This window comes from Amycolatopsis sp. cmx-11-12 (assembly GCF_046269425.1).
GTDB lineage: Bacteria > Actinomycetota > Actinomycetes > Mycobacteriales > Pseudonocardiaceae > Amycolatopsis.
This window is the reverse complement of record NZ_JADNQM010000031.1, coordinates 17,314-37,196: the sequence shown is the minus strand read 5'-3', so window position 1 is coordinate 37,196 and position 19,883 is coordinate 17,314. Positions and strand designations below refer to the sequence as shown.

The 19,883-nt window shown below is 69.6% G+C and carries 17 protein-coding genes and 1 pseudogene; 6 read left to right on the top strand and 12 right to left on the bottom strand.

Going from position 1 to position 19,883, the window contains the following annotated elements; all coding sequences use genetic code 11:
• Positions 1-298 precede the first annotated feature (298 nt).
• From ACLARN_RS32860 to ACLARN_RS32815, 10 genes and pseudogenes are all read right to left on the bottom strand, one after another.
• Positions 299-994, bottom strand: coding sequence for an ABC transporter ATP-binding protein (locus ACLARN_RS32860; RefSeq protein ID WP_409495359.1), 696 nt, complete (start codon positions 992-994; stop codon positions 299-301).
• On the bottom strand, positions 991-2,706 hold the full coding sequence (locus ACLARN_RS32855; protein ID WP_409495358.1) for an ABC transporter permease subunit: 1,716 nt from the start codon (positions 2,704-2,706) through the stop codon (positions 991-993). The genes ACLARN_RS32860 and ACLARN_RS32855 overlap by 4 nt, the downstream gene beginning before the upstream one ends.
• Complete coding sequence (locus ACLARN_RS32850) at positions 2,693-3,553, bottom strand: ABC transporter permease subunit (protein WP_409495357.1); 861 nt, start codon at positions 3,551-3,553, stop codon at positions 2,693-2,695. Before ACLARN_RS32850 ends, ACLARN_RS32855 begins: the two co-directional genes overlap by 14 nt.
• A gap of 9 nt (positions 3,554-3,562) precedes the next feature.
• Positions 3,563-4,741, bottom strand: a complete 1,179-nt coding sequence (locus tag ACLARN_RS32845) for an ABC transporter substrate-binding protein (RefSeq protein ID WP_409495356.1) — start codon at positions 4,739-4,741, stop codon at positions 3,563-3,565.
• Entirely contained in the window at positions 4,738-5,130 is a 393-nt protein-coding gene (locus ACLARN_RS32840; RefSeq protein ID WP_409495355.1) for a nuclear transport factor 2 family protein, read from the bottom strand. The genes ACLARN_RS32845 and ACLARN_RS32840 overlap by 4 nt, the downstream gene beginning before the upstream one ends.
• Positions 5,131-5,315: 185 nt before the next feature.
• A complete protein-coding gene (locus tag ACLARN_RS32835) occupies positions 5,316-6,083 on the bottom strand; it encodes a MoaF C-terminal domain-containing protein (RefSeq protein WP_409495354.1) in 768 nt (255 codons plus the stop codon).
• Positions 6,084-6,123: 40 nt separating this feature from the next.
• Entirely contained in the window at positions 6,124-7,122 is a 999-nt protein-coding gene (locus ACLARN_RS32830) for a helix-turn-helix domain-containing protein (RefSeq protein WP_409495353.1), read from the bottom strand.
• Positions 7,123-7,183: 61 nt separating this feature from the next.
• Positions 7,184-7,666, bottom strand: coding sequence for a hypothetical protein (locus tag ACLARN_RS32825; RefSeq protein WP_409495352.1), 483 nt, complete (start codon positions 7,664-7,666; stop codon positions 7,184-7,186).
• 60 nt (positions 7,667-7,726) lie between these two features.
• Positions 7,727-8,134 (bottom strand): annotated as a pseudogene (locus tag ACLARN_RS32820) (zinc-binding dehydrogenase); the annotation flags it as partial.
• 261 nt (positions 8,135-8,395) lie between these two features.
• Positions 8,396-9,730, bottom strand: coding sequence for a cytochrome P450 (locus ACLARN_RS32815; RefSeq protein ID WP_409495351.1), 1,335 nt, complete (start codon positions 9,728-9,730; stop codon positions 8,396-8,398).
• A 127-nt stretch (positions 9,731-9,857) separates the two neighbouring features.
• Between ACLARN_RS32815 and ACLARN_RS32810 the strand changes: the two genes are divergently transcribed.
• The 4 genes from ACLARN_RS32810 (at position 9,858) to ACLARN_RS32795 (ending at position 15,203) form a co-directional block, all read left to right on the top strand.
• Complete coding sequence (locus ACLARN_RS32810; RefSeq protein WP_409495350.1) at positions 9,858-11,138, top strand: hemolysin family protein; 1,281 nt, start codon at positions 9,858-9,860, stop codon at positions 11,136-11,138.
• Positions 11,139-11,201: 63 nt separating this feature from the next.
• Entirely contained in the window at positions 11,202-12,881 is a 1,680-nt protein-coding gene (ilvD, locus tag ACLARN_RS32805) for a dihydroxy-acid dehydratase (protein ID WP_409495349.1), read from the top strand.
• 50 nt (positions 12,882-12,931) lie between these two features.
• The gene (locus tag ACLARN_RS32800) at positions 12,932-13,684 is read left to right on the top strand and encodes an NPP1 family protein (RefSeq protein ID WP_409495348.1); all 753 of its coding nucleotides are present in this window, start codon (positions 12,932-12,934) and stop codon (positions 13,682-13,684) included.
• Between the two features lie 349 nt (positions 13,685-14,033).
• Positions 14,034-15,203 carry a helix-turn-helix domain-containing protein gene (locus tag ACLARN_RS32795; protein ID WP_409495347.1) on the top strand — a complete coding sequence of 390 codons (1,170 nt, stop codon included), beginning with the start codon at positions 14,034-14,036 and terminating at the stop codon, positions 15,201-15,203.
• 9 nt (positions 15,204-15,212) lie between these two features.
• Here the strand turns inward: ACLARN_RS32795 and ACLARN_RS32790 are convergent, their stop codons facing one another.
• Together ACLARN_RS32790 and ACLARN_RS32785 are read right to left on the bottom strand one after the other, a co-directional pair.
• Positions 15,213-17,522: a LuxR C-terminal-related transcriptional regulator gene (locus tag ACLARN_RS32790; RefSeq protein ID WP_409495346.1), complete on the bottom strand. Its 2,310-nt coding sequence runs from the start codon at positions 17,520-17,522 to the stop codon at positions 15,213-15,215.
• 88 nt (positions 17,523-17,610) lie between these two features.
• Positions 17,611-17,844, bottom strand: coding sequence for a hypothetical protein (locus ACLARN_RS32785; protein WP_409495345.1), 234 nt, complete (start codon positions 17,842-17,844; stop codon positions 17,611-17,613).
• Positions 17,845-18,023: 179 nt separating this feature from the next.
• On the opposite strand from ACLARN_RS32785, the gene ACLARN_RS32780 reads away from it, so the two are divergent.
• Together ACLARN_RS32780 and ACLARN_RS32775 are read left to right on the top strand one after the other, a co-directional pair.
• Positions 18,024-19,208 carry a sensor histidine kinase gene (locus ACLARN_RS32780; RefSeq protein WP_409495414.1) on the top strand — a complete coding sequence of 395 codons (1,185 nt, stop codon included), beginning with the start codon at positions 18,024-18,026 and terminating at the stop codon, positions 19,206-19,208.
• Positions 19,209-19,880 carry a response regulator transcription factor gene (locus ACLARN_RS32775; protein ID WP_409495344.1) on the top strand — a complete coding sequence of 224 codons (672 nt, stop codon included), beginning with the start codon at positions 19,209-19,211 and terminating at the stop codon, positions 19,878-19,880. It abuts the gene before it with no gap.
• Positions 19,881-19,883: the final 3 nt, after the last annotated feature.

The following is a 19,883-nucleotide window of genomic DNA, read 5'->3' as shown; positions in this document are numbered from 1 at the left end:
GAGGATTCCGGACGTTGAACGTCCGGAATCCTCCCCGCTCGACCCTTTCGGGCACTAGCGATGTCAAGCCCGGATTACCAAGAGCAGCGCTGATCAGCAGCTCTGCGACTTTGCCGGGACCCTGACCCTGAAGGTAGTGAAGGAGGCCTTCACGGACCCGCCACCCCACACGACACCTTGACCGGCCGCGTCGTGTTCCCAATGTCGCATTTGAGACGCTCAGCGCCCCAGATGCGACATTGGGAACCCGCCTGGCTCGGATGCGGACCAGCCTCCGGTTATCGGGGAAGAAGGAGCCTCAGGATTCGCCCAGGTAGGCCGAGTGCAGGGTGCCGGGGGAGTCCAGCAGGCCCTGCGCGTCGCCCGCATAGGTGACGCGCCCCGAAGACACCACCAGCGCGTCGCTCGCCACGCCGAGGGCGAGGTGCGTGAACTGCTCGACCAGCAGGATCGCCGCGCCGTCCTCGGCGAACCGGGTCACCATCGGCAGCAGCCGGGTGAACACCACCGGCGCGAGGCCCAGCGACATCTCGTCGATCAGCAGGAACGACGGCCGCGCGGCGAACGCGCGGGCCAGCACCACCATCTGCTGTTCGCCGCCGCTGAGCAGCGCCGCCGGTGAGTCGCGGCGTTTCTCCAGTTCGGGAAACAGTTCGAACAGCTCGTCGGCCCGCGCGCGGGTGCGCGCGGTCAGCATCAGGTTCTCCAGCACGGTCAGGCCGCCGAACACCGCGCGACCCTGCTCGATATGTGCCAGACCTCGCCGCGCGCGGTTGACCCGCGACTGCTTCGTGATCTCGTCGGATCCGATGTGGACGGTCCCCGCCGAGGCGGGCACGACGCCGGAGACGGCCTCCAGCAGGCTGGTCTTCCCGGCGCCGTTGGGGCCGACGAGCGCGGTGATCCGCCCCGGTTCCAGCGTGAGGTCGACGCCGGAGATCACCGGACCAGCGCCGCGGGTGACCGTCAGCCCCGCTATCCGCAAAGCGTTCACAACAGCTCCGTTTCACCCATGTACGCCTTGAGCACGGCCGGATCGGCGAGCACTTCGGCCTGGGGGCCGGAGGCCAGCACACGGCCGAAGTCGAGGACGGTGATCGTGTCGCAGACCGAACGCACCAGGTCGAGGTCGTGCTCGATGAGCAGCACGGACACCCCGAACCGCGCCGGAACCTGCCGCAGCCGTTCCCCGAACGCGACGTGCTCCTCGTGCGGAAGTCCGGCGGCGGGTTCGTCGAGCAGCAGAACCCGCGGCCGCGCCAGCAGGTGCCCGACGACCTCGACCAGCCTGCGGGCGCCGACGTCCACTTGCGACAGTGGGGTGCGGGCCGCGGGGCAGCCGAAGAAGTCCAGTGCCTCACCGATCTCGTCGGCGGTGAGCCGTCGCCTGGCGAGGAACTTGACGTACGCCCCGACCGTCAGCCCCGGCGGGACACGGTCCTGCTGGAACGTCCGGCGCAGCCCGGCGCGGGCCCGGTTCGACGGCGACCCCGTCAGCGGCTTGCCGCCCAGCTCCACCGAGCCATCGGCGTTCGGCAGGAACCCGCTGATCGCGTCCACCAGCGTCGACTTGCCCGCACCGTTGGGCCCGATCACGCCGAGCACACCGTGTTCCGGTACGGAAATGTCCACTGAGGACAGTGCGGACACATGTCCGAAGTTCACGCTCAGCCCGCGCACGGTGAGCACCGGTGGACCGGGAGCCTTATACTTGACAGCCACGGTCCCGGCCAGATCGAGTTTCGCGGGTTCCCTCTTCGAGCGCCGGTACCAGACTTGCCGCACCGTGGTACCCAGGTTGCCGCCACTGGCCAGCGCCTGGACGCCGAGCACACCGAAGACCACGAATGCCCAGTCCTGCGGGATTCCCCAGCGCTTCAGCAGTTCCGGTACGCCGACCCAGAGCACCGCGCCGAACACGGCCATGTCGATCAGATGCGCGCCCGACATGATCGCCAGCACGTACAGCGCCAGCGACTGGATCGCGGTGAAACTGGCCGGGAAGGCGAGGCCGACCTGCCCGGTGAGCAGGCCGCCGCTGATCCCGCCGAGGGTGGCGCTCACCGCGAACGCGGTCAGTTTCGACGTCCGCACGCTCGTGCCCGCGGCCGCCGTCCCGCGTTCGGAGAACGCCACCGCCTGCCAGGCGCTGCCCCAGCGGCCGCGGCGCAGGAAGTACACGGCGAGGCAGCACAGCACCAGCACCACGATCGCGAGCTGGAAATAGGACCGGTCGTCGGAGAAGGCCTCGGGCCGTTCGACCGAGATCCCGCCGGAGACGCCGGGGAACTGGAGCTGGACGAGCGCGAGGTCGGCCGCGGCGGCGAGTCCCAGCGTGACGACGGCGAGGTTGATCCCGCGCAGCCGCAGCGCCGGGAGCCCGACGAGGATCCCGACCACACCGGCGGCGAGCCCGCCGAGCAACAGCCAGAGGAGGAACCCGCCGGGCGCCTGTGCCTCGTTCAACGCGGACACCGTCCAGGCGCCGACAGCGCCGAAGGTCAGCTGGCACAAGGAGATCATCCCCGCGCTGCCGGTGACCACGCCCAGCCCGAGCAACGAGATCCCGGCGACGACCGCGCTCATGCCCAGGTACACGAAGTACCCGTCGAGCCCGGCGCTCAGTCCGTAGCCGACCGCGATCGCCACCAGGGCGACCACGAACGGGAACCCGGTACGTACCCCGCGTTGGTCAGCGAGCCGCATCCCACACCTCCTTGCGCTGCGACCACAGCAGCAGCGCGACGATCACTGCGAACGGCAGGAAGTACCGCACCACCGAAAGGCCGTCGACCTGCGCGGCCGCGCCCTGGATCAGGCCGAGGCCCAGCCCGCCCGCGACAGCGAGGTCGAGTCGGCGGAACCCGCCGAGCAGGGCCGCCGCGGCCGAGGGCACCACGAGCATCGCCAGCGACGTCGCGTCGTTCGACTGCGAAGGCGCCACGATCGAGATGACCAGCGTGCTGACCACCCCGGTGACCGCCCAGACCGCGACGCTGAGCCGTTTCGCCGGGATGCCCAGAAGTTCGGCGGTGGTCGGACGTTCGGACAGCGCCCTGAGCTGGACTCCTGCCGAGGTCCGGCTCAGGACGATCTTGCTGGCCGCCGCCACCAGCACCGCCAGCGCGACGGTGACCACGGTGACCTGGCTGATCACCACCCCGCCGACGGTGAGGGCCGGGCCGTCCAGGATCGGGTGGAACGGCTGCGGTTTGTTGCCGAACAGGATGAACGACAACGAGATCAGCAGGAGCAGCACCGCCACCGTCACCGCCGAGCGGGTGCCGGTGTCCGCCTCGGCGAGCCAGGTGGACACGATCCAGCCGAGGAGCGCGCTGAGCAGCCCGCCGAGCAGGATTCCCGCCACCGTGGCGAGCCACGTCGGCAGTCCGAAGTGGACGGACAGGAACACCGCCACGTAGCAGCCGAACATCCCGGTGGCCGACTGGGCGAAGTTGACCACCCGCACCAACCGCGACATCAGCGTCAGGCAGACCGCCAGTACCGCGTACAGTCCGCCGGCGGCCAGGCCGGCCAGCGCTCCCTGCAGCATCGAGTCCTCCTACTTCTTCGGGATGCGCAGCCAGTCGTTGGCGACCAGCTCCCATTTGCCGGTGCCGGAGGCGAGCTTGATCGGCCAGCCCGCGGTGTTGTCGTGGTGTGTCTGGCCCGGTCCGAAGACATACGGCGTGCCGACCATCGGATCGGTGATGGGCTTCATCTCGCGCAGCGCCTTGGTCACCGACTCGCGGGTGACGTCACCGCTGATCCCGCGGACGACCTCGAGGAAGTACTTCGCCGCCAGGTAACCGCCCTGGCTGAACGACGTCAGCGGGATGTTGTTCTTGGTCATCAGATCGTGCCAGACCTTGTTCTGCGGGCTGGCCGAATCGGTGAACGGGTAGAACTCGGCAGGCACGTACACCCCGGCGCCGGCGTTGGTGACGGCCTTGGCGTAGTTCTCGCTGTAGACGCTGGTCAGCAGCAGCCAGGTGACGTCGTTCCAGCCCTGCGCGGCGGCGGCCTTGAGCTGCCCGATGGAATCCGGTTCGACCGGGTTCACCGTGATCGCCTTGCACCCGGCGTTACGGGCCTTGACGATGTAGGAGGTGTAGTCGGAACCGCCGTAGGGCACGGTCGCGTCGAGGTACTTGAGCTTCTTGCCGGTGATCGCCGACCACTCGTCGATCGCCGCCTGATACGACGGCAGCGTGTTGCCCGCGATCTCCAGCAACGCGCAGATGTCGTTGAGTTTCAGCGTTTCCGAGCCGTAGAGCAGCGTCAGCGTCATGTCGTGGTACGGGCCGACGTTGGCCGGGGCGATGTTGGGGCTGGAGAAGCACGCCGGGTCCACGCCGATGCCCTGGATGGACAGGATCTTCTGCTGTTCGTAGTACTTGTTGTTGATCTCGCACTCGATGAGGCTGGACGAGCCGACCAGTGCGACCGCCTCGTCACGGCCGACGACCTCGCGGGCCGCGGCAGCGGCGGCCGCCGGATCGCCCTTGTCGTCGAGGGCCTTGTACTCGATCTGTCTTCCGTTCACACCGCCGCTCGCGTTGGCCGCGTCGAAGACCGCCTTGGCCGCCTGGGAGGCTTCGGGGAAGGTGGCCGCGCCACTCAGCGCGTTGACCGAGCCGACCTTGATCGGGCCGCTCGAACCACTTTCGGCTCCGGCGCAGCCCGCTGTCGCCAACAGGATGGCGGCGGCGAGGGCGACGAGGCGCCGCGCGGGCTTCACCGGTCCTCCGCTGCGTTCACGACGGGTACGGAGTCGACGATCTGCTCGAACGAGGTGACCTTTCCGCCGTCGAACTTCCACACGTGCGCGACGCGGGCGGTGAACGAGCGACCGGTTTCGCGGTGCTTGCCCTGGTAGGTGCCGATGCCGATCACCGTGTCACCCGCGTCGGCGAGCTCATCGAGGGCGAAACCGTAGCCGTCCCAGTCCTTCGCGATCGCGCCGAAGACCTTGTCCCGCACCTCTTCCGGACCGGTGTAGGTGCCGGCGTAAGGGAATCCGGCCGCCTCCGTCCAGGTGGTCTCGGGACCGAGCGGGGCCAGCATGCCCGCCAGATCGCCTCGGTCGCTCGCGGCGTAGTGCGCGGCGATGATGTCTAAATTGGACACTTAAGCTCCTTAGTGTCTGTTGGTGAACCCGCGTCCGCGATCGCATCGGCAGGGCGCGGCTTGGCCGTACCTCTTACGTTGGCGACAGGGGCGCCCTGCCACCGTGATAGCGGGGCCTTCGGCCGGGCGGGTTCACGCGTGATGGCCCTTTCGCGAGGTACGTCCCAGCTCCGCCAACAGCCTCCTTAGACCGGTTGCGCGTCGGGATAAGAGACGGCGCCGAGTGGGTAGATGTGCCCGCCCGCGCGGGAGTGTTCCGACCGGCCGTCGCCGGTGATGCCGAGGAAGACTCCGGTGGTCTTCAGCGCGTAGCCGAGGTCGTGCAGCCACACACTGGCCACGGCGATGCGGAATTCGCGGAAGCAGAACAGGTAGAGGCCGTCCTGGAACTTCCACACCGTCGACAGGTCCATATCCCCGTGGCCGCGCTGCACGCCTTCGAGGCATTGCCAGGCATAGCGTTGCGAGGACACGTACACGTGCTCGTAGAGGTGTTCCGGGCTGTAGCGGTAGACGTTGCGCTTGCCGATCAGATCGCGTGAGGGTCCCGGCCGCTCACCGGTCGGCGTGCCCGCGTCGGTGGTGCCGGACCAGAACGTCTGGGAGACACGGGGAACGCCTTCGACGTCCTCGGCCCCGATCACCGAACGCACGGCGAGCGCGCGATGCGTCGTCGTGGAGAAGACGACGGTGAGCGCTTCACCTTCCACACTGGTATGGGGGAGATTAACGAAGAAAACGTCTTCCCGGACGGCGACCGCGTCGTACGGATCCTTGATGCCGTTGCAGGTGACGGATTCCGCGTCCTCGAACCGCAGCGCGAGCGTCGTCCCGTCGTCGAGGGTGACGGTGAGCTCGCGTCCCGACAGGTCCGCGTTCGGCAGGCGGTAGGTGGCTATTCCGGCGGCGAACTCGTCATAGGTGCGCCACTGTTCCTCGGGTGCTTCGGACATGCGGTCATCGTCGGGGCGACCACCGGGGGAGGGCCAGCTGTCACGCGCTGGGCGGCAACAACCGATCGCTCACGGTCAAGCCGCGGCGCAGTTCGCTCGGCGAGCAGCCGAATTCCGTCTTGAACACCCGGCTGAAATGCGGCGCGTCCACGAAACCCCACTTCGCCGCGATGGCCGCGACGGGCCGCGAAGCGTGTACCGGGTCGAGCAGTTCGCGGCGGCAGTGTTCGAGACGCCGGGTGCGGATCCAGCCCGAGACGGTCGTGCCCTGCTCGTGGAAGAGGCCGTGCAGATGCCGGGTCGAGATGTAGTGCTCGGCGGCGATCTGCGCCGGGCCGAGGTCGGTGGAGGACAGATTCGTGTCGATGTAGGCGAGCACGCGGCGCATCAGTTCGTGGTGCGGCCCGGCCGTCGCGCGGGCGAGGTCGAGTTCGCTGGCGAACAGCGTGGCGAGCAGGTCGACCGCCGTATGCGCGAGCCGGACGCCGGCGGGTCCGCCGAGCTGGTCGAGGTTGCTGCCGAGCTGCGCGAGGAAGGGCACCACCACGTTCCCCATCCCGCGCTTTCCGGACATGGGGACCGCGGTCAGCTGGCCGACCAGGTCGCGGGGGAGATCGATGAGGCGCTGCGGGAACATCACCACGAGCGTGCGGAAATCCTCTTCGAACGCCAAGGAATACGGGCGGTGCGTGTCGTACAACGCCACGTCACCGGGGCGGAGCATGGCTTCGCGGTTGTCCTGCACCAGCAACCCGGTCCCGGACAGGATCAGGCTCAGTTTGTAGTAGTGCCTGTCCGCCCTGGCGATGAGCTCGGGCGTCCGTTCGACCACGTGCGCGGACGCGGTCACCTCGGTCAATTGCACGTCGTCGGCGCCGCACGAGCGGATGCGGCCGCGGAAGTGGTCGCGGTGCTCGCTCGTCACGTGCAACGGCACGAAGGAGTGCGACACCACCGTGCGGAAATCCGTGAAATCTCGCGCGACCGTGGTGGTGGTCGGGTCGGCGGTGGCGGTGGTCAAAACGTCACCTCGCAGCATCGGGGGGTGAATTTCATATACGATAAGCGATACGATGCTGCCGGGCAATGATCGCGGCGAGTCAGTCGGCGAGGCGGAACAGGAGGGTCCTCGGGTCCACGTCGACGGGTACCACCGTGCCCGTTTCGTAACGGCCGACCTCTTCGATGAGCAGGCGCGCGCTGAACGGCGTCACCCCCGGCCCTGTGACGACGAGGTCGACGTCGTCGGCCGGAGTGGTCACCTCACCGACCCAGATCCGTTTGCTGGAAACGACTTCGGCGGTCGCGCGAACGCCCGCCCGGTCGAGCGCGCGGTGGGCCTCGCGGGCCTTGGCGTTCTGCCACAGCTGAGAGCCGACGGCCGCCAGACCGCCGATCGTGAACACGGCGCCCATGGCGATGACGACCAGGCGGTCGTCATCGCCGGGCTCGAACCGGGTGCTGATCCAGAGCAGGGCCGGGCCGATCAGGGCCAGCACGGTCATGAAGAACCCCATGAGGCACCCGAACCCGGTGAAGGCGGGCAACTCCGGCGCTTCCCTGCCTTCACGGTCCCTCGTCACCGGCGAGACGTTACTGACCGGTTTTCCCGGCCGGTCCGGTAAAAATCCCCGCTTGGCGGGTCAGACGGTGAGGACGAGCTTGCCCCGGAGGTGACCGCCGTCGAGCAGCCGGTGCGCGTCGGCGACGCGTCCGAACGGAAACGTCTCCTGCACATGGACCCGGAGCTTGCCCTGCTCGGCGAGTTCGACGAGACCTCGCAGGGCGACCGGATCGGGGTCGACCGCGATGCCCCTGAAGTGCACACCGGCTGCCTTGTACTTGGCGGCGAGTCCCGAATCCTCCTCGGCGACCGCCGTCACCAGGTGACCGCCTGGGCGGAGCACGTCGAGCGACCGCTCGACGGTGTCGCCGCCGATCGTGTCGAACAGGACGTCGATGTCGCGGACCACGTCGGTGAAGTCGACCGTGGTGTAGTCGATCACCTCGTCGGCGCCGAACTCCTCGACGAACGCGTGGCTGGACGGCGATCACGCGTGACTGGATGGAGAACTCGGCCGCGGTCGGACTGGGCCGCGTGTTCCGCGTCCGATCACGCGAGTTCTCCGCCCAGTCACGCGTGATCTCCCTCCAGTCACGCGTGTCCTCCATAAGATCACGCGACGACCCGGGGATCCTTTCGCTTGGCCACGAATTCGCCAACAGCATCGTCAGATGACCCGAAATCCACACAGTCCCGCACGACAGTCCCCACCTCTGCCCGACCCTTCAACGGAAACCCGAACCACCACTTACGAGAGGGTCGCGGGTAGCGTTTCGAAGCCGCGCAGGATCCGGGTCTGCCGCCGCCGCTCCCCGCCGACGAGCCGCAGGTCGGGGAACCGCTCGAAGATCGACCGCAGCCCGATCTCCCCTTCCATCCTCGCCAGCGAAGCGCCGAGACAGTAATGCCGTCCGGCCCCGAACGACACGTGGTCTCGCGCGTTCGCCCGCTCGACGTCGAAGGTGGACGGGTCGTCGAAGATCTCCGGGTCCCGGTTGGCGCCCGCGAGCACCGTGCTGACGATCGCGCCCCGGCCGATCGGCTTCCCGCCGATTTCGGTGTCGCGGGCGGACAACCTGCCGGTGAGCAGGACGGGCGGGTCGTACCGGAGGATCTCGTCGGTCGCGTTGCTCCACAGTTCCGGATTCGCGCGCAGTTTCTCGAGCTGGCCCGGATGCCGGACGAGCAGGGCGATGCCGTTGCCGAGGAGGTTGACGGTCGTTTCGAACCCGGCCGCGAGGACGAGTCCCGCGGTCGCCTTGAGTTCCCGTTCGGTCAGGCCGACGCCGTCCTCGCGGGCGGCGATCAGCTTGCTCAGCAGGTTGTCCCCGGGATTCGCCCGCAGCTTCTCCAGATGCAGGGTGAGCCACGAGTCGAACTCGGCCAGCGTCGCTTCGACGGTACGGAAGGTCTTCCACGGCAGCCCGAGGTCGAGGCTCGGGGCCGCCGCTCCGCCCAGCGCGAGCACCTTGTCGCGTTCTTCGGGCGGCACACCGAGGATCTGGCTGATGACGGTGACCGGCAGGAGCCCGCAGTAGGACTCGACGAGATCGACGGGGTTCGCCGGGTCGAGACCGTCGAGAAGTTCGTTGGCGATCGCCTGCGTGCGTTCCCTCAGCTGCTCGACCGCGCGGGCGGTGAAGACCCGCGTGACGAGCTTCCGGTAGCGCGTGTGGTCGGGCGGTTCGCTGGCGAGCAGCGACGGCGGTTCGATCGGATGGATCAGGCCGGACGCCGACCAGGCGACGAGCCGGTTGAGCAGCGGATTGTCCGGGACGAACCGCACGGTCTTGAACGCGTCGCTGGTGAGGATCTCCTTGCACGCCGAATGCCGGGTGGTCACATGCCCGACCCGGGTGGTGGCGATGGCGCCGTGCGCGCGGATCTCGTCGAACAACCCGGTCAAATCCGCGCCGCCGCTCGCTTCGACGGACAGCCTGCCCTGGAGATCTCCCCGTCGCGCCGCGGCCCGCAGGGCCACCCGGGGGATCGCGTGGCCGATGCTCCAGCGGGTGACCGGTTTGGCGATCTCCTCCGCCCGGCGCCGGAGGTTCCGGGCGGGAGCGGTCTTGAGTGTGAACATCAGGACTCCGTCCGTGCGGGTCCTTCGAAGGTATCGGAACGACGTGTCAGTAGCGAGCGGCTCGACATCTGCGGGCCCGCGTTTCCCTCGGTAATGTTCTGCACTTCCGGCGGGCCGGGGAGTGCTTGTGGGCGGCTACGGGTTCGACATCGCGCTGGTCGCGGTGCTGGTGGTGCTCAACGCGGTGTTCGCGGGCAGCGAGATGGCGCTGATCTCGTTGCGCGAGGGGCAATTGCGCTCCTTGGAACGGGACGGCCGCGCGACGGCCCGCACGCTGGTCCGGCTGGCGCGCGACCCGAATCGCTTCCTGGCGACGATCCAGATCGGTATCACGCTCGCCGGGTTCCTGGCCTCGGCGACGGCGGCGGTGTCCCTCGCCGAACCCGTGGTGCCACTGCTGGGTTTCTTCGGCGACGCCGCCCGCGCGGTGGCCGTCGCACTGGTGACCGTGGTCCTCACGTTCCTGACCCTGGTGCTCGGGGAACTGGCGCCGAAGCGGCTGGCCATGCAGAACGCGCTGCGGTGGGCCTTGCTGGTGGCACGTCCGCTGAACCTGTTGTCGACGATCTCGAGACCCGTGGTCTGGGCGCTGAGCGTGTCGACGAACTTCGTCGTACGGGCGCTGGGCGGACGGACGGAGGCCGATCCGGACCAGATGTCGCCCGAGGAGCTCCGGGAACTGGTCTCGGCGCAACGCGGTCTGAACGCCGAGCAGCGCATGATCATCAACGGTGCCTTGGAAATCCACGAACGACGGCTGCGGGAGGTGCTCGTCCCGAGGCGGGCGGTACTGACCATCGCTGCGGAACAGGACCTCGAATCGGCGCGGCGGCAGCTGGCCGAGTCGGGCCACTCCCGGGCGCCGGTCGCCCGCGGCGGGCACCTGGACGACGTCATCGGCGTGGTGAGCCTGCGTGATCTGCTCGAAGACCGCGACGATCTCGCCGAAGTGGTCAGGCCAGCCGTGGTGTTCCCCGATTCGCTGCGAGTCTCGGACGCGTTGCGCAGCTTCAAGGCCGAGCGGGAGCAGATGGCGCTGGTGGTCGACGAGCACGGTTCCGTCGCGGGCATGGTCACGCTGGAGGACCTGCTGGAGGAGATCGTCGGCGAGATCTACGACGAGACCGACCGCGACGTCCTCGCCGTACGCGACGGACAGGACGGTTCCCTGGTCCTGCACGGCACGTTCCCGGTACACGACCTCGTCGACGTCGGCGTCGAGCTGCCCGACGCGCCGCCGGGGGAGTACGCGACGATCGCCGGGTTGATCCTCGTGCTCCTTGGCCGGATCCCGGAGAAGCCCGGCGACCGGGTGGTGGTCTCCGGCTGGACGGCCGAGGTGCTCGGCGTGGAGCATCACGCGATCACGCGCGTGGCGCTGCACCGTGGAGCGAATGCGGAGCGGTGAGTTGCGCCGGGCGCCTCCGGTTGGCAGCGTGCCCGGTGTCCCACCACGAAGAAAGGTGTCCCGATGCCGGAAGACCAGCCCGATTTGAAGCCTCGTTCACGCGACGTGACCGACGGCCTGGAGCGCGCGGCGGCCCGCGGGATGCTCCGCGCGGTCGGGATGGGCGACGACGACTTCGCCAAACCGCAGATCGGGGTGGCGTCCTCGTGGAACGAGATCACCCCGTGCAACCTCTCGCTCGACCGGCTGGCCAAGGCCGTCAAGAACGGTGTGCACGCGGCGGGCGGCTACCCGCTGGAGTTCGGCACGATCTCGGTGTCCGACGGCATTTCCATGGGACACGAGGGAATGCATTTCTCGCTGGTGTCGCGGGAGGTGATCGCCGACTCCGTCGAAACGGTGATGATGGCCGAGCGGCTGGACGGCTCCGTGCTGCTGGCGGGCTGCGACAAGTCGCTGCCTGGCATGCTGATGGCCGCCGCGCGGCTCGATCTCGCCTCCGTTTTCCTTTACGCCGGCTCGATCATGCCCGGTCAGGTCGACGGCCGGGACGTCACGATCATCGACGCCTTCGAGGCCGTCGGCGCCTGCCTGGCGGGCAAGATCACCCGCGCCGAAGTGGACCGGATCGAACGCGCCATCTGCCCCGGCGAGGGCGCCTGCGGCGGCATGTATACCGCCAACACGATGGCTTCGGTCGCCGAGGCACTCGGCATGTCACTGCCCGGATCGGCCGCGCCGCCCGCCGTCGACCGGCGCCGTGACGGGTTCGCCCACCGGTCGGGGGAGGCCGTCGTCGGCATGCTCCGGCAGGGCATCACCGCGCGGCAGATCATGACCATGGAGGCGTTCGAGAACGCCATCGCTGTCGTGATGGCGCTGGGCGGTTCGACCAATGCCGTCCTCCACCTGCTCGCGATCGCGCGCGAGGCGGAGGTCGATCTGCGCATCGACGACTTCAACCGCATCGGCGACAAGGTCCCGCACCTCGGCGACCTCAAGCCGTTCGGGAAGTACGTGATGAACGACGTCGACAAGGTCGGCGGGATCCCCGTGGTGATGAAGGCGCTGCTCGACGCCGGGCTCATGCACGGCGACGTGCTCACCGTGACCGGCAAGACGATGGCCGAGAACCTCGACGGCATCGCGCCCGCCGGCGTCGACGGCGAGATCATCCGCCCGCTCGACCGCCCGATCCACAAGACCGGCGGGCTGACCATCCTCAAGGGTTCGCTGGCGCCGGAAGGCGCGGTCGTGAAGTCGGCGGGTTTCGACGAATCGACGTTCACCGGCACCGCGCGGGTGTTCGACGGCGAACGAGCCGCCCTCGACGCGCTCGCCGAGGGCCGGATCGTCACCGGGGACGTCGTCGTCATCCGGTACGAAGGCCCCAAGGGCGGGCCGGGGATGCGCGAGATGCTCGCCATCACCGGCGCGATCAAGGGCGCGGGACTCGGGAAGGACGTCCTGCTCATCACCGACGGCCGGTTCAGCGGCGGCACGACCGGCCTCTGCGTCGGCCACATCGCGCCGGAAGCCGTCGACGCCGGGCCGATCGCGTTCGTGCGCGACGGTGACCCGATCACCCTCGACGTCGCGAACCGGACGCTCGAAGTCGAGATCGACGACATCGAGGCACGCCGGGAAGGCTGGGCTCCCAAGCCTCCGGCGTACACGCGCGGAGTGCTCGGCAAGTACGCCAAGGTCGTCCGGAGCGCCGCGCACGGAGCCGTTTGCGAGTAAGCCGACCAAGGAGGGTTCCGTGTTGAATCAAGTCGTGAATAAATAACCGCATGCGACGGTTCACCACGGTCCTCCTTGGCACACTCGCCGCCCTGCTTCTCGTGACAGGCACCGCCTCGGCGGCACCGCCGCAGGCTTTGGACTGGTCGGCGCCCTGGCCTGACCGGATCTACGAACCCGCCTTCGACTACGACGGCGACGGTTGTTACCCGACTCCGGCGATCGGCCGTGACGGCACCCTCGCGCCGGGCCTCGCGCTGGGCGGCGACGTCAACGGCCAGTGCCGCGACCTGTCCGATCTGGACAACACCAACGCGTACTCGCGGGTGAAGTGCAACAACGGCTGGTGCGCCTATCTGTACGCGCTCTACTTCGAGAAGGACCAGGCCGCGCTGGGCCCCGGGAGCGCCGGTCACCGGCACGACTGGGAGCACGTCGTCGTGTGGGTCCAGGGCGAGTGGGGCAGGTGCGTGTCGACCTCGGCGCACGGCAAGTACACGACCCGGCACCGCGACCAGGTCCCGTGGGACGAGACGGGCAAGCACCCCAAGGTGATCTATCACAAGGACGGCATCAGCACGCACTGCTTCCGGCACGCGAGCTTTGGCGAGGAGCCGGAGAACCACAAGAAGCAGTGGCAGTACCCGCCGCTGATCGGCTGGGACGGCTACCCGCCGGGGCTGCGCGACAAGCTGACCGGGCACGACTTCGGCAGCGCTCAGCTGGGGATCCGGGACTCGTCGTTCAACGGCGAACTCGCCAAGGCGAAGCCGGCGGGGATCCCGTTCGACCCGAACGGCTGAGGTCGGCGGTCCGGTTGGGCGTGAGTGGTCCGCTACCACTGCGTAGCGGGCCTTCAGGACACGCGAACGCCTGTGGTCACTGGGCCCTAGCTCGTCTGAAGTACATGAAGGCCCCCTTCCTTGCGCCTAGCGCAAGGAAGGGGGCCTTCATGTACTTGGGGAAGGTGTGAAGGTCGAGTTTCCTCGGCGGGAAGGGGTCCTTCACGGACCGCAGCCCGGTTCGGCAGATGCCACGAACGGGTGATCCGTACGGCGTAGAGGCGCGAGTACGTAATTCACCCGATGTGCCCGTTACTCCGCGGTAGCAGACTCGGCGGCCCGACGATTCCCGCTGCCCCGGAGGTCGACGATGACCGCGTCCGACGCCCCAGTCCGCCCGGCCCAGACCCGTTCGACCCAGACCCGTTCGACCCAGGCCCGCTCAGCCCCGACCCGTTCCGCCGCGCTCGTGCTCGCCCGCGCGGTGATCGACGGTGTCCGGCATTCCCTGCCCGAGCACGCGTCCCTGTTCGACGCGCGTGCCGCGGAGTTCGTCGCCTCTGTCTTGGAGCACGACGGAATGGCCTCCGCGCTGGGGATCGCCGCCGGTGCGGACGCCTTCCGGGAAGTCGGCGTCGCCGAATACGCCGCGGGCAAGGAGCTGGACCGGCTCTCGCGCGCCTACCACTCGGCGGGCCGGTGCGCTCTGCCCGTCCTGGCCTCGTTGTCGCGCCAGCACGGGGCCGGGTCGGCCTTGATGGACACGGGGGTGGAGGCCCTGCTCCGCTGCACCGACGTCCTGATCCGGCTTTCCACCACCGCCTACCGCGCCGCGCACACGCCGTCGGTGGCCGAGTTGCGCCGCGATCTCCTCAGGGAGCTTTTGAGCGGCCGGAAGTGGGCCGGGCTCGCGGCCGAGGCGGGGTGGGTGCCGCCCGCCCGGGTGGTCGCCATCGCCGCGGAGCCGGGCGCGCTCCGTGCCTCGTTCGGTCCGGAAGTGCTGGCCGATCTCACCGGCGAGTATCCGCACCTGCTCGTTCCCGACGACATCGAGATCGGTGGCGTACTGGCGGGGACGCGGGCGGCCGTCGGGCCCGCGGTCGCGCCCGCCGAAGCCGCGGTGTCCTTGCGGTGGGCACGCCGGACGCTGGAACTGGTGCGGCGTGAGGTGATCGAAGACGGACCGCTCGTGCGGTGGTCGGACCACTTGACCACGCACTGGCTGTTCGCCGACGAGGTGCTCACCGCCGCGCTCGTCACGCGCAGCCTGGCGCCGATCGCCGACCTGCCGCCGAACGAGCGCACCAAACTCGCCGAAACCCTCGAGGCGATGCTCGCCGCCCGCGGCGGGGCACCCGAGATCGCGGAGAACCTCGGCGTGCACCCGCAGACTGTCCGCAACCGCCTGCGCCGCCTTCGCGTGCTTTTCGGTGACCGCCTCGACGACCCCCGGGAGCGGCTCGACCTGCGCATCGCCTTGCGCGCCGACACGCACACCGCCGAACCGGCCCGGCCCGTTACACCGATCAGGGCGGCTTGAGGCCGGCGGTCAGGACTCCGCGGTGCGGGTGACCCAGGTGGCGACCTGGACGCGGTTGGCATAGCCGAGTTTGGTCAGGATGTGGTCGATATGGGTGTCCACCGTGCGGCGGGCGATGCCGAGCCGGTCGGCGATCTCCTGGTTCGTGAGCCCCTCGGCGACGACCCGCGCGATCTCGGTCTCGCGTTTGGTGAGTACCTGCGCCGTCTGTTTCGGGGGCTCGGGGGGTCGCTCTTCGAGGGCATACGCGATGGCGTCGGCGGTGGGCATCGCGGCGCCGTCGGTGAACTCCTTGATCGCGACCTCCCAGCCCAGCGCCGCGGTCACGGCGTCGGTGTCGGCCCGCAGTGGTTCGGTGAACGCCTCGTACCGCGTCGGCCAGGCACCCACCGTGCGCCAGACGTTCATCGAGGCGCCCTGGAGGATCGCGGCCCGGTTGGGACGTCCGGTGCGGGCCGCGCAACCGGCCAGCACGGTGAGTGTGAACCCGACGACCACGCGGTCGTCCACCCTGGCGTGCAGGCGCAGGATCTGCTCGCAGCAGCGGCTCGCCACGGAGAGGTCCCCTTGGAGGTACTCGGCGGCGGCGCGCGACCACAGCGCCCAGCCCCGCCAGAAGACCTCGCCCCGCCGCTCGCAGCGTTCGACGGATTCGGCGAGTACCTGCCTGCCGCGGTCGATGTCGCCGTCCAGCCAGACCGCCAGCCCGTGGTTGTAGCTCGCCCAGAGGTCAGCGCCCTCGTCGCCGTGGGCGCGGAACAGGTCGATGGCCGTGCCGAACAGCCGCGCCGCCTCGGGCATGTCGTTGCCGATCAGCGCGGCGTAGGCGCGGACGTGGAGCACGTAGGCGGCGGCGAGTTCGTCGCCGCTCGCCTCGGCTTCGGTGGCCGCCCTGTCCAGCATGCACCGGTGGGCGGGCATGTCTCCCTGCACCAGCGCCAGAAAACCGGACAGCCACAGCCCGTGTGCCCGCTCCGGGACACCCGGTGCCGCGACCTCGTCGAGCCGCCGGACCCACATCCGGCCTTCGGTGTTCAGCCCGCGGACGATCCAGAACTCCTTGACGTCACGCAACATCCGCAGCCCGACGACGGCGTCCTCCTGGCTGCCGGTGCAGTAGTCGAGTGCGACGCGCAGGTTCGCGTGCTCGCGCCGCAACCGGCCGATCCAGCCGAGCTGATCGGTCTCCAGCCATTCGGTGGCGTACCGGCCGGCGAGTTCGGCGAACCAGTCGCGATGCCGCTTGCGGAAGACGGACGTCTCGCCCGCCTCGTTCAGCCTGTCGACGCCGTACTCGCGCACCGATTCCAGCATGCGGTACCGCACGCCGCCCGGGTACTCCTCGCGCAGCAGGATGGACTTGTCGAGCAACCCGTCGACGACTTCGAGGACGCGTTCGCGGGGCAGTTCGCCACCGGAACAGACCTGTTCGGCGGCGTCGAGGTCGAAGCTGCCGGAGAACACCGACGTGCGCGCCCACAGCAGCTTTTCGGGGCCGGTGCACAGGTCGTGGCTCCAGTCGATCAGGGCCCGCATGGTTTCGTGCCGCTCCGGCCGCCCGCGCCGGTCCTTCGTGAGAACGGAGAACTGCCGGTCGAGCCGGTCGGCCAGCTGACGCAGGGACAACGCCCGCGCGCGGACCGCGGCCAGTTCGATGGCCAGTGGCAGCCCGTCGAGACGGCGGCACAGCCGGATCAGCGGTTCGGTGTCGGATTCGGTGAGCCGGAACGACGGCGCGACCGCGGTCGCGCGGTCCACGAACAGCCGCACCGACTCGTAGTTCACCGCGCGTTCGAAGGAGTCGCCCTGTTCCGGCACCGCCAGCGGCGGCACCGGCAGGATCCGCTCGCCCGCCACCCCGAGGGACTGCCTGCTCGTGGCCAGCACCGTCACCTGCGGACATTCCCTGACGATGGTGTCGGCGAACCAGGCGCAGCTGTCCACGAGGTGTTCGCAGTTGTCCAGCACCAGCAGCAACCGGCTCGACCGGAGCGCTTCGACGACGACCTCGATGGCCGGTTTCGCCGAGCGGTCGCCGAAGCCGAGGACGTTCGCCACCGTCGGCACCAGCAACGCGGGTTCCCGCAGTTCGGCCAGTGAAACGAACGCGACCTCGTCGGCCGTCGCGTCACGGTGGGCCGTCGCGATCCGCCACGCCAGCCTGGTCTTGCCCACCCCGCCGGGCCCGGTCAGCGTGACGAGTGACGACGCCGCCAGCAGGCGCCGCGCTTCGCCGGTCTCGGCGTCACGGCCTACGTAGCTGGTCACTTCGGTGGGTTCGGCAGACCACCCCGAAAGCGAGCCAACTCCGTCCGCCATGCACTCTCCCGCGATCGACCAGTCCCGCGCCTCCGTCCGAAGTAGACGGAAATCGCCCGGCAGCGGATCCTAGCGGACCGGCGTTCCGCTAGCGGGACAGTTGCTTGCCACGATCGTGCGCCCAGCCCGCCAGCACCGTCCCGGCGGCCACGAGCAGCAGGAACACGATCAACCTGCCGCCCCACTCACCGGGTACCCAGTCGAACGCTCCCCATAACTGGGTCGCGGAATGGTCGAAGAGACTGCGGATGGCGGCCTGCGCGAAGACGGCGAGCGCCACCATCCCGAGAATCTGCAGCCCCAGATAACCGCCCTTGCCCATGCTCCCTACCTCCTGTTTCGCGAGTGGGTCCAGCCTCGCTCGGTCCGGCGGCGAGCACATCGGCGTCGCGTCGCGCGCGGTGTCCGACCAAAGTCGACCCCGGCCGCGACCGAGGTCGAGGCCGGGATCGTCCCGTGTCCGGCTGCGCCGCCGCGGGCGGGTCGACCATGATGGGGCCGGTGATCACCGACCTCGGCGCCTTTCCGCCTCTCCGGCCGTGGCAGCAGGCCTGGCGGCTGCTGTCGGCGGCCGCGCTGGGAGTGGGGCTGTGGATTCTCACCGCCGCCCAGGTGCCGCCGGGGGTGGGCGGCCCCAGGGTCCAGTGGCTGAGCACCGGCGATCCGCTGGTGGCCCTCGCCTGCCTGGCCGCGCTGCTGTGGCGCCGTCGCTTCCCGGCCGTGATCGCGATCGGGGTCATCCTCGCCTCGACGGCGTCGGTGCTGGCGGGCGGTGCGGCGATGCTGGCACTCTGCTCGTTGGCCACCCGGCGCCGACCGGCGGAAACGGCGGTCGCCGCGGTGCTGAGCGTGGTCACCACGCTGTTCACCGCCGAGCTCTATCCTCGGCGCGAGGTGCCGGAACCGTTGTGGCTGATGCTCAGCGTCCCGATTCTGCTGGTGGGCATCACGGTGGCCGTCGGTGCCGCGATCGGCGCGCGCCGGGAGGAAGTGCGCTCCCTGCGGGAACAGGTCGAGAGCGTGGAACGGGAGCAGGCAGCCCGCGCGGCCGAGGCGCGGATCCTGGAGCGGCACCGGATCGCCCGCGAGATGCACGACGTCCTCGCGCACCGGGTCTCACTGGTCGCCATGCAGGCCGGAGTGCTGGGACACCGCCCGGACCTGCCCGCCGACCAGGTCGCGGAACTGGCCCGCGGGATCGCCGACGGCTCCCATCAGGCGCTGGAGGAACTGCGGGACGTCCTCGGCGTGCTGCGGGCGAGCCCGGACGAGCTGGAACCACCGCAACCCTCACTCGCCGACCTGCCCGCGCTCGTCGCGAACGCGCGAGCACTGGGACTCGACGTCAGCTTGACGGCCACGACAGCGGGCGAGCCGCCCGACGCGATCGCGAGGACCGTCTACCGGATCGTGCAGGAAGGGCTGACCAACGCGGGCAAGCACGCGCCGGGGGCCCGGGTGGCGGTCACCGTCGAAGGTGAGGCGGGTGACGGGGTGCGGGCGACGGTCCGGGATTCCGGTGCGTCGCGGATGATCGCGGGCCCGCCCGCCTCGGGCTTCGGCCTGCTCGGCCTCGCCGAGCGGGTCGCGCTGGCCGGCGGCGAACTGGACCACCACCCGGATCCCGGCGGCGGGTTCGTCCTCGCCGCGCGCCTGCCGTGGCCGGTCCGCGAAGGGAGCGAGTGAATGGACAACGAGCGGATACGGGTCGTGCTCGTCGACGACGAACACCTGGTGCGGATGGCGTTGCGGCTCATCGTCGACGGCGAACCCGATCTCGTCGTGGTCGGCGAGGCAGCCGACGGCGACACCGCGGTCACCGTGGTGGGGGAGCAGCGGCCCGACGTCGTCCTGATGGACGTCCGGATGCCGGGGCGTGACGGGCTCAGCGCGACCGAGGAGATCCTGAGGCTTCCGGAGCCGCCGCGGGTGCTGGTGCTCACCACGTTCGACACGGACGAGATGGTGCTGGGCGCGCTGCGCGTCGGCGCGCTCGGCTTCGTTCTCAAGGACACCCCGCCGCCGCGGATCCTGGCCGCCGTGCGGACGGTCGCCGCCGGGGAACCCGCGCTCTCGCCCGCCGCCACGGCCCGGCTGATCGCCGCGGCCACCGGGCCGCATTCGTCCGACGCGCGCCGGACGTCCCGCGACACGGCTCGCGATCTGCTGGCCACGCTGACCGACCGCGAACGCGAGACCGCGGACGCCATCGCCGAGGGGCTGTCCAACACCGACGTCGCGCGGAGGCTGAGCATCACCGTCGCGACGGTGAAGGCCCACACCAGCAGCATGCTCGCCAAACTCCGGGTCGAGAACCGGGTCCAGATCGCCCTGCTGGTCCGCGACGCCGAGGGTTGATCA

Coding starts and splice junctions, on each gene's coding strand:
- ACLARN_RS32855 (WP_409495358.1), bottom strand. CDS start 2,706: ATGCGGCTCGCTGACCAACGCGGGGTACGTACCGGGTTCCCGTTCGTG.
- ACLARN_RS32850 (WP_409495357.1), bottom strand. CDS start 3,553: ATGCTGCAGGGAGCGCTGGCCGGCCTGGCCGCCGGCGGACTGTACGCG.
- ACLARN_RS32835 (WP_409495354.1), bottom strand. CDS start 6,083: ATGTCCGAAGCACCCGAGGAACAGTGGCGCACCTATGACGAGTTCGCC.
- ACLARN_RS32830 (WP_409495353.1), bottom strand. CDS start 7,122: ATGCTGCGAGGTGACGTTTTGACCACCGCCACCGCCGACCCGACCACC.
- ACLARN_RS32815 (WP_409495351.1), bottom strand. CDS start 9,730: ATGTTCACACTCAAGACCGCTCCCGCCCGGAACCTCCGGCGCCGGGCG.
- ilvD (WP_409495349.1), top strand. CDS start 11,202: ATGCCGGAAGACCAGCCCGATTTGAAGCCTCGTTCACGCGACGTGACC.
- ACLARN_RS32800 (WP_409495348.1), top strand. CDS start 12,932: ATGCGACGGTTCACCACGGTCCTCCTTGGCACACTCGCCGCCCTGCTT.
- ACLARN_RS32795 (WP_409495347.1), top strand. CDS start 14,034: ATGACCGCGTCCGACGCCCCAGTCCGCCCGGCCCAGACCCGTTCGACC.
- ACLARN_RS32790 (WP_409495346.1), bottom strand. CDS start 17,522: ATGGCGGACGGAGTTGGCTCGCTTTCGGGGTGGTCTGCCGAACCCACC.
- ACLARN_RS32785 (WP_409495345.1), bottom strand. CDS start 17,844: ATGGGCAAGGGCGGTTATCTGGGGCTGCAGATTCTCGGGATGGTGGCG.
- ACLARN_RS32775 (WP_409495344.1), top strand. CDS start 19,209: ATGGACAACGAGCGGATACGGGTCGTGCTCGTCGACGACGAACACCTG.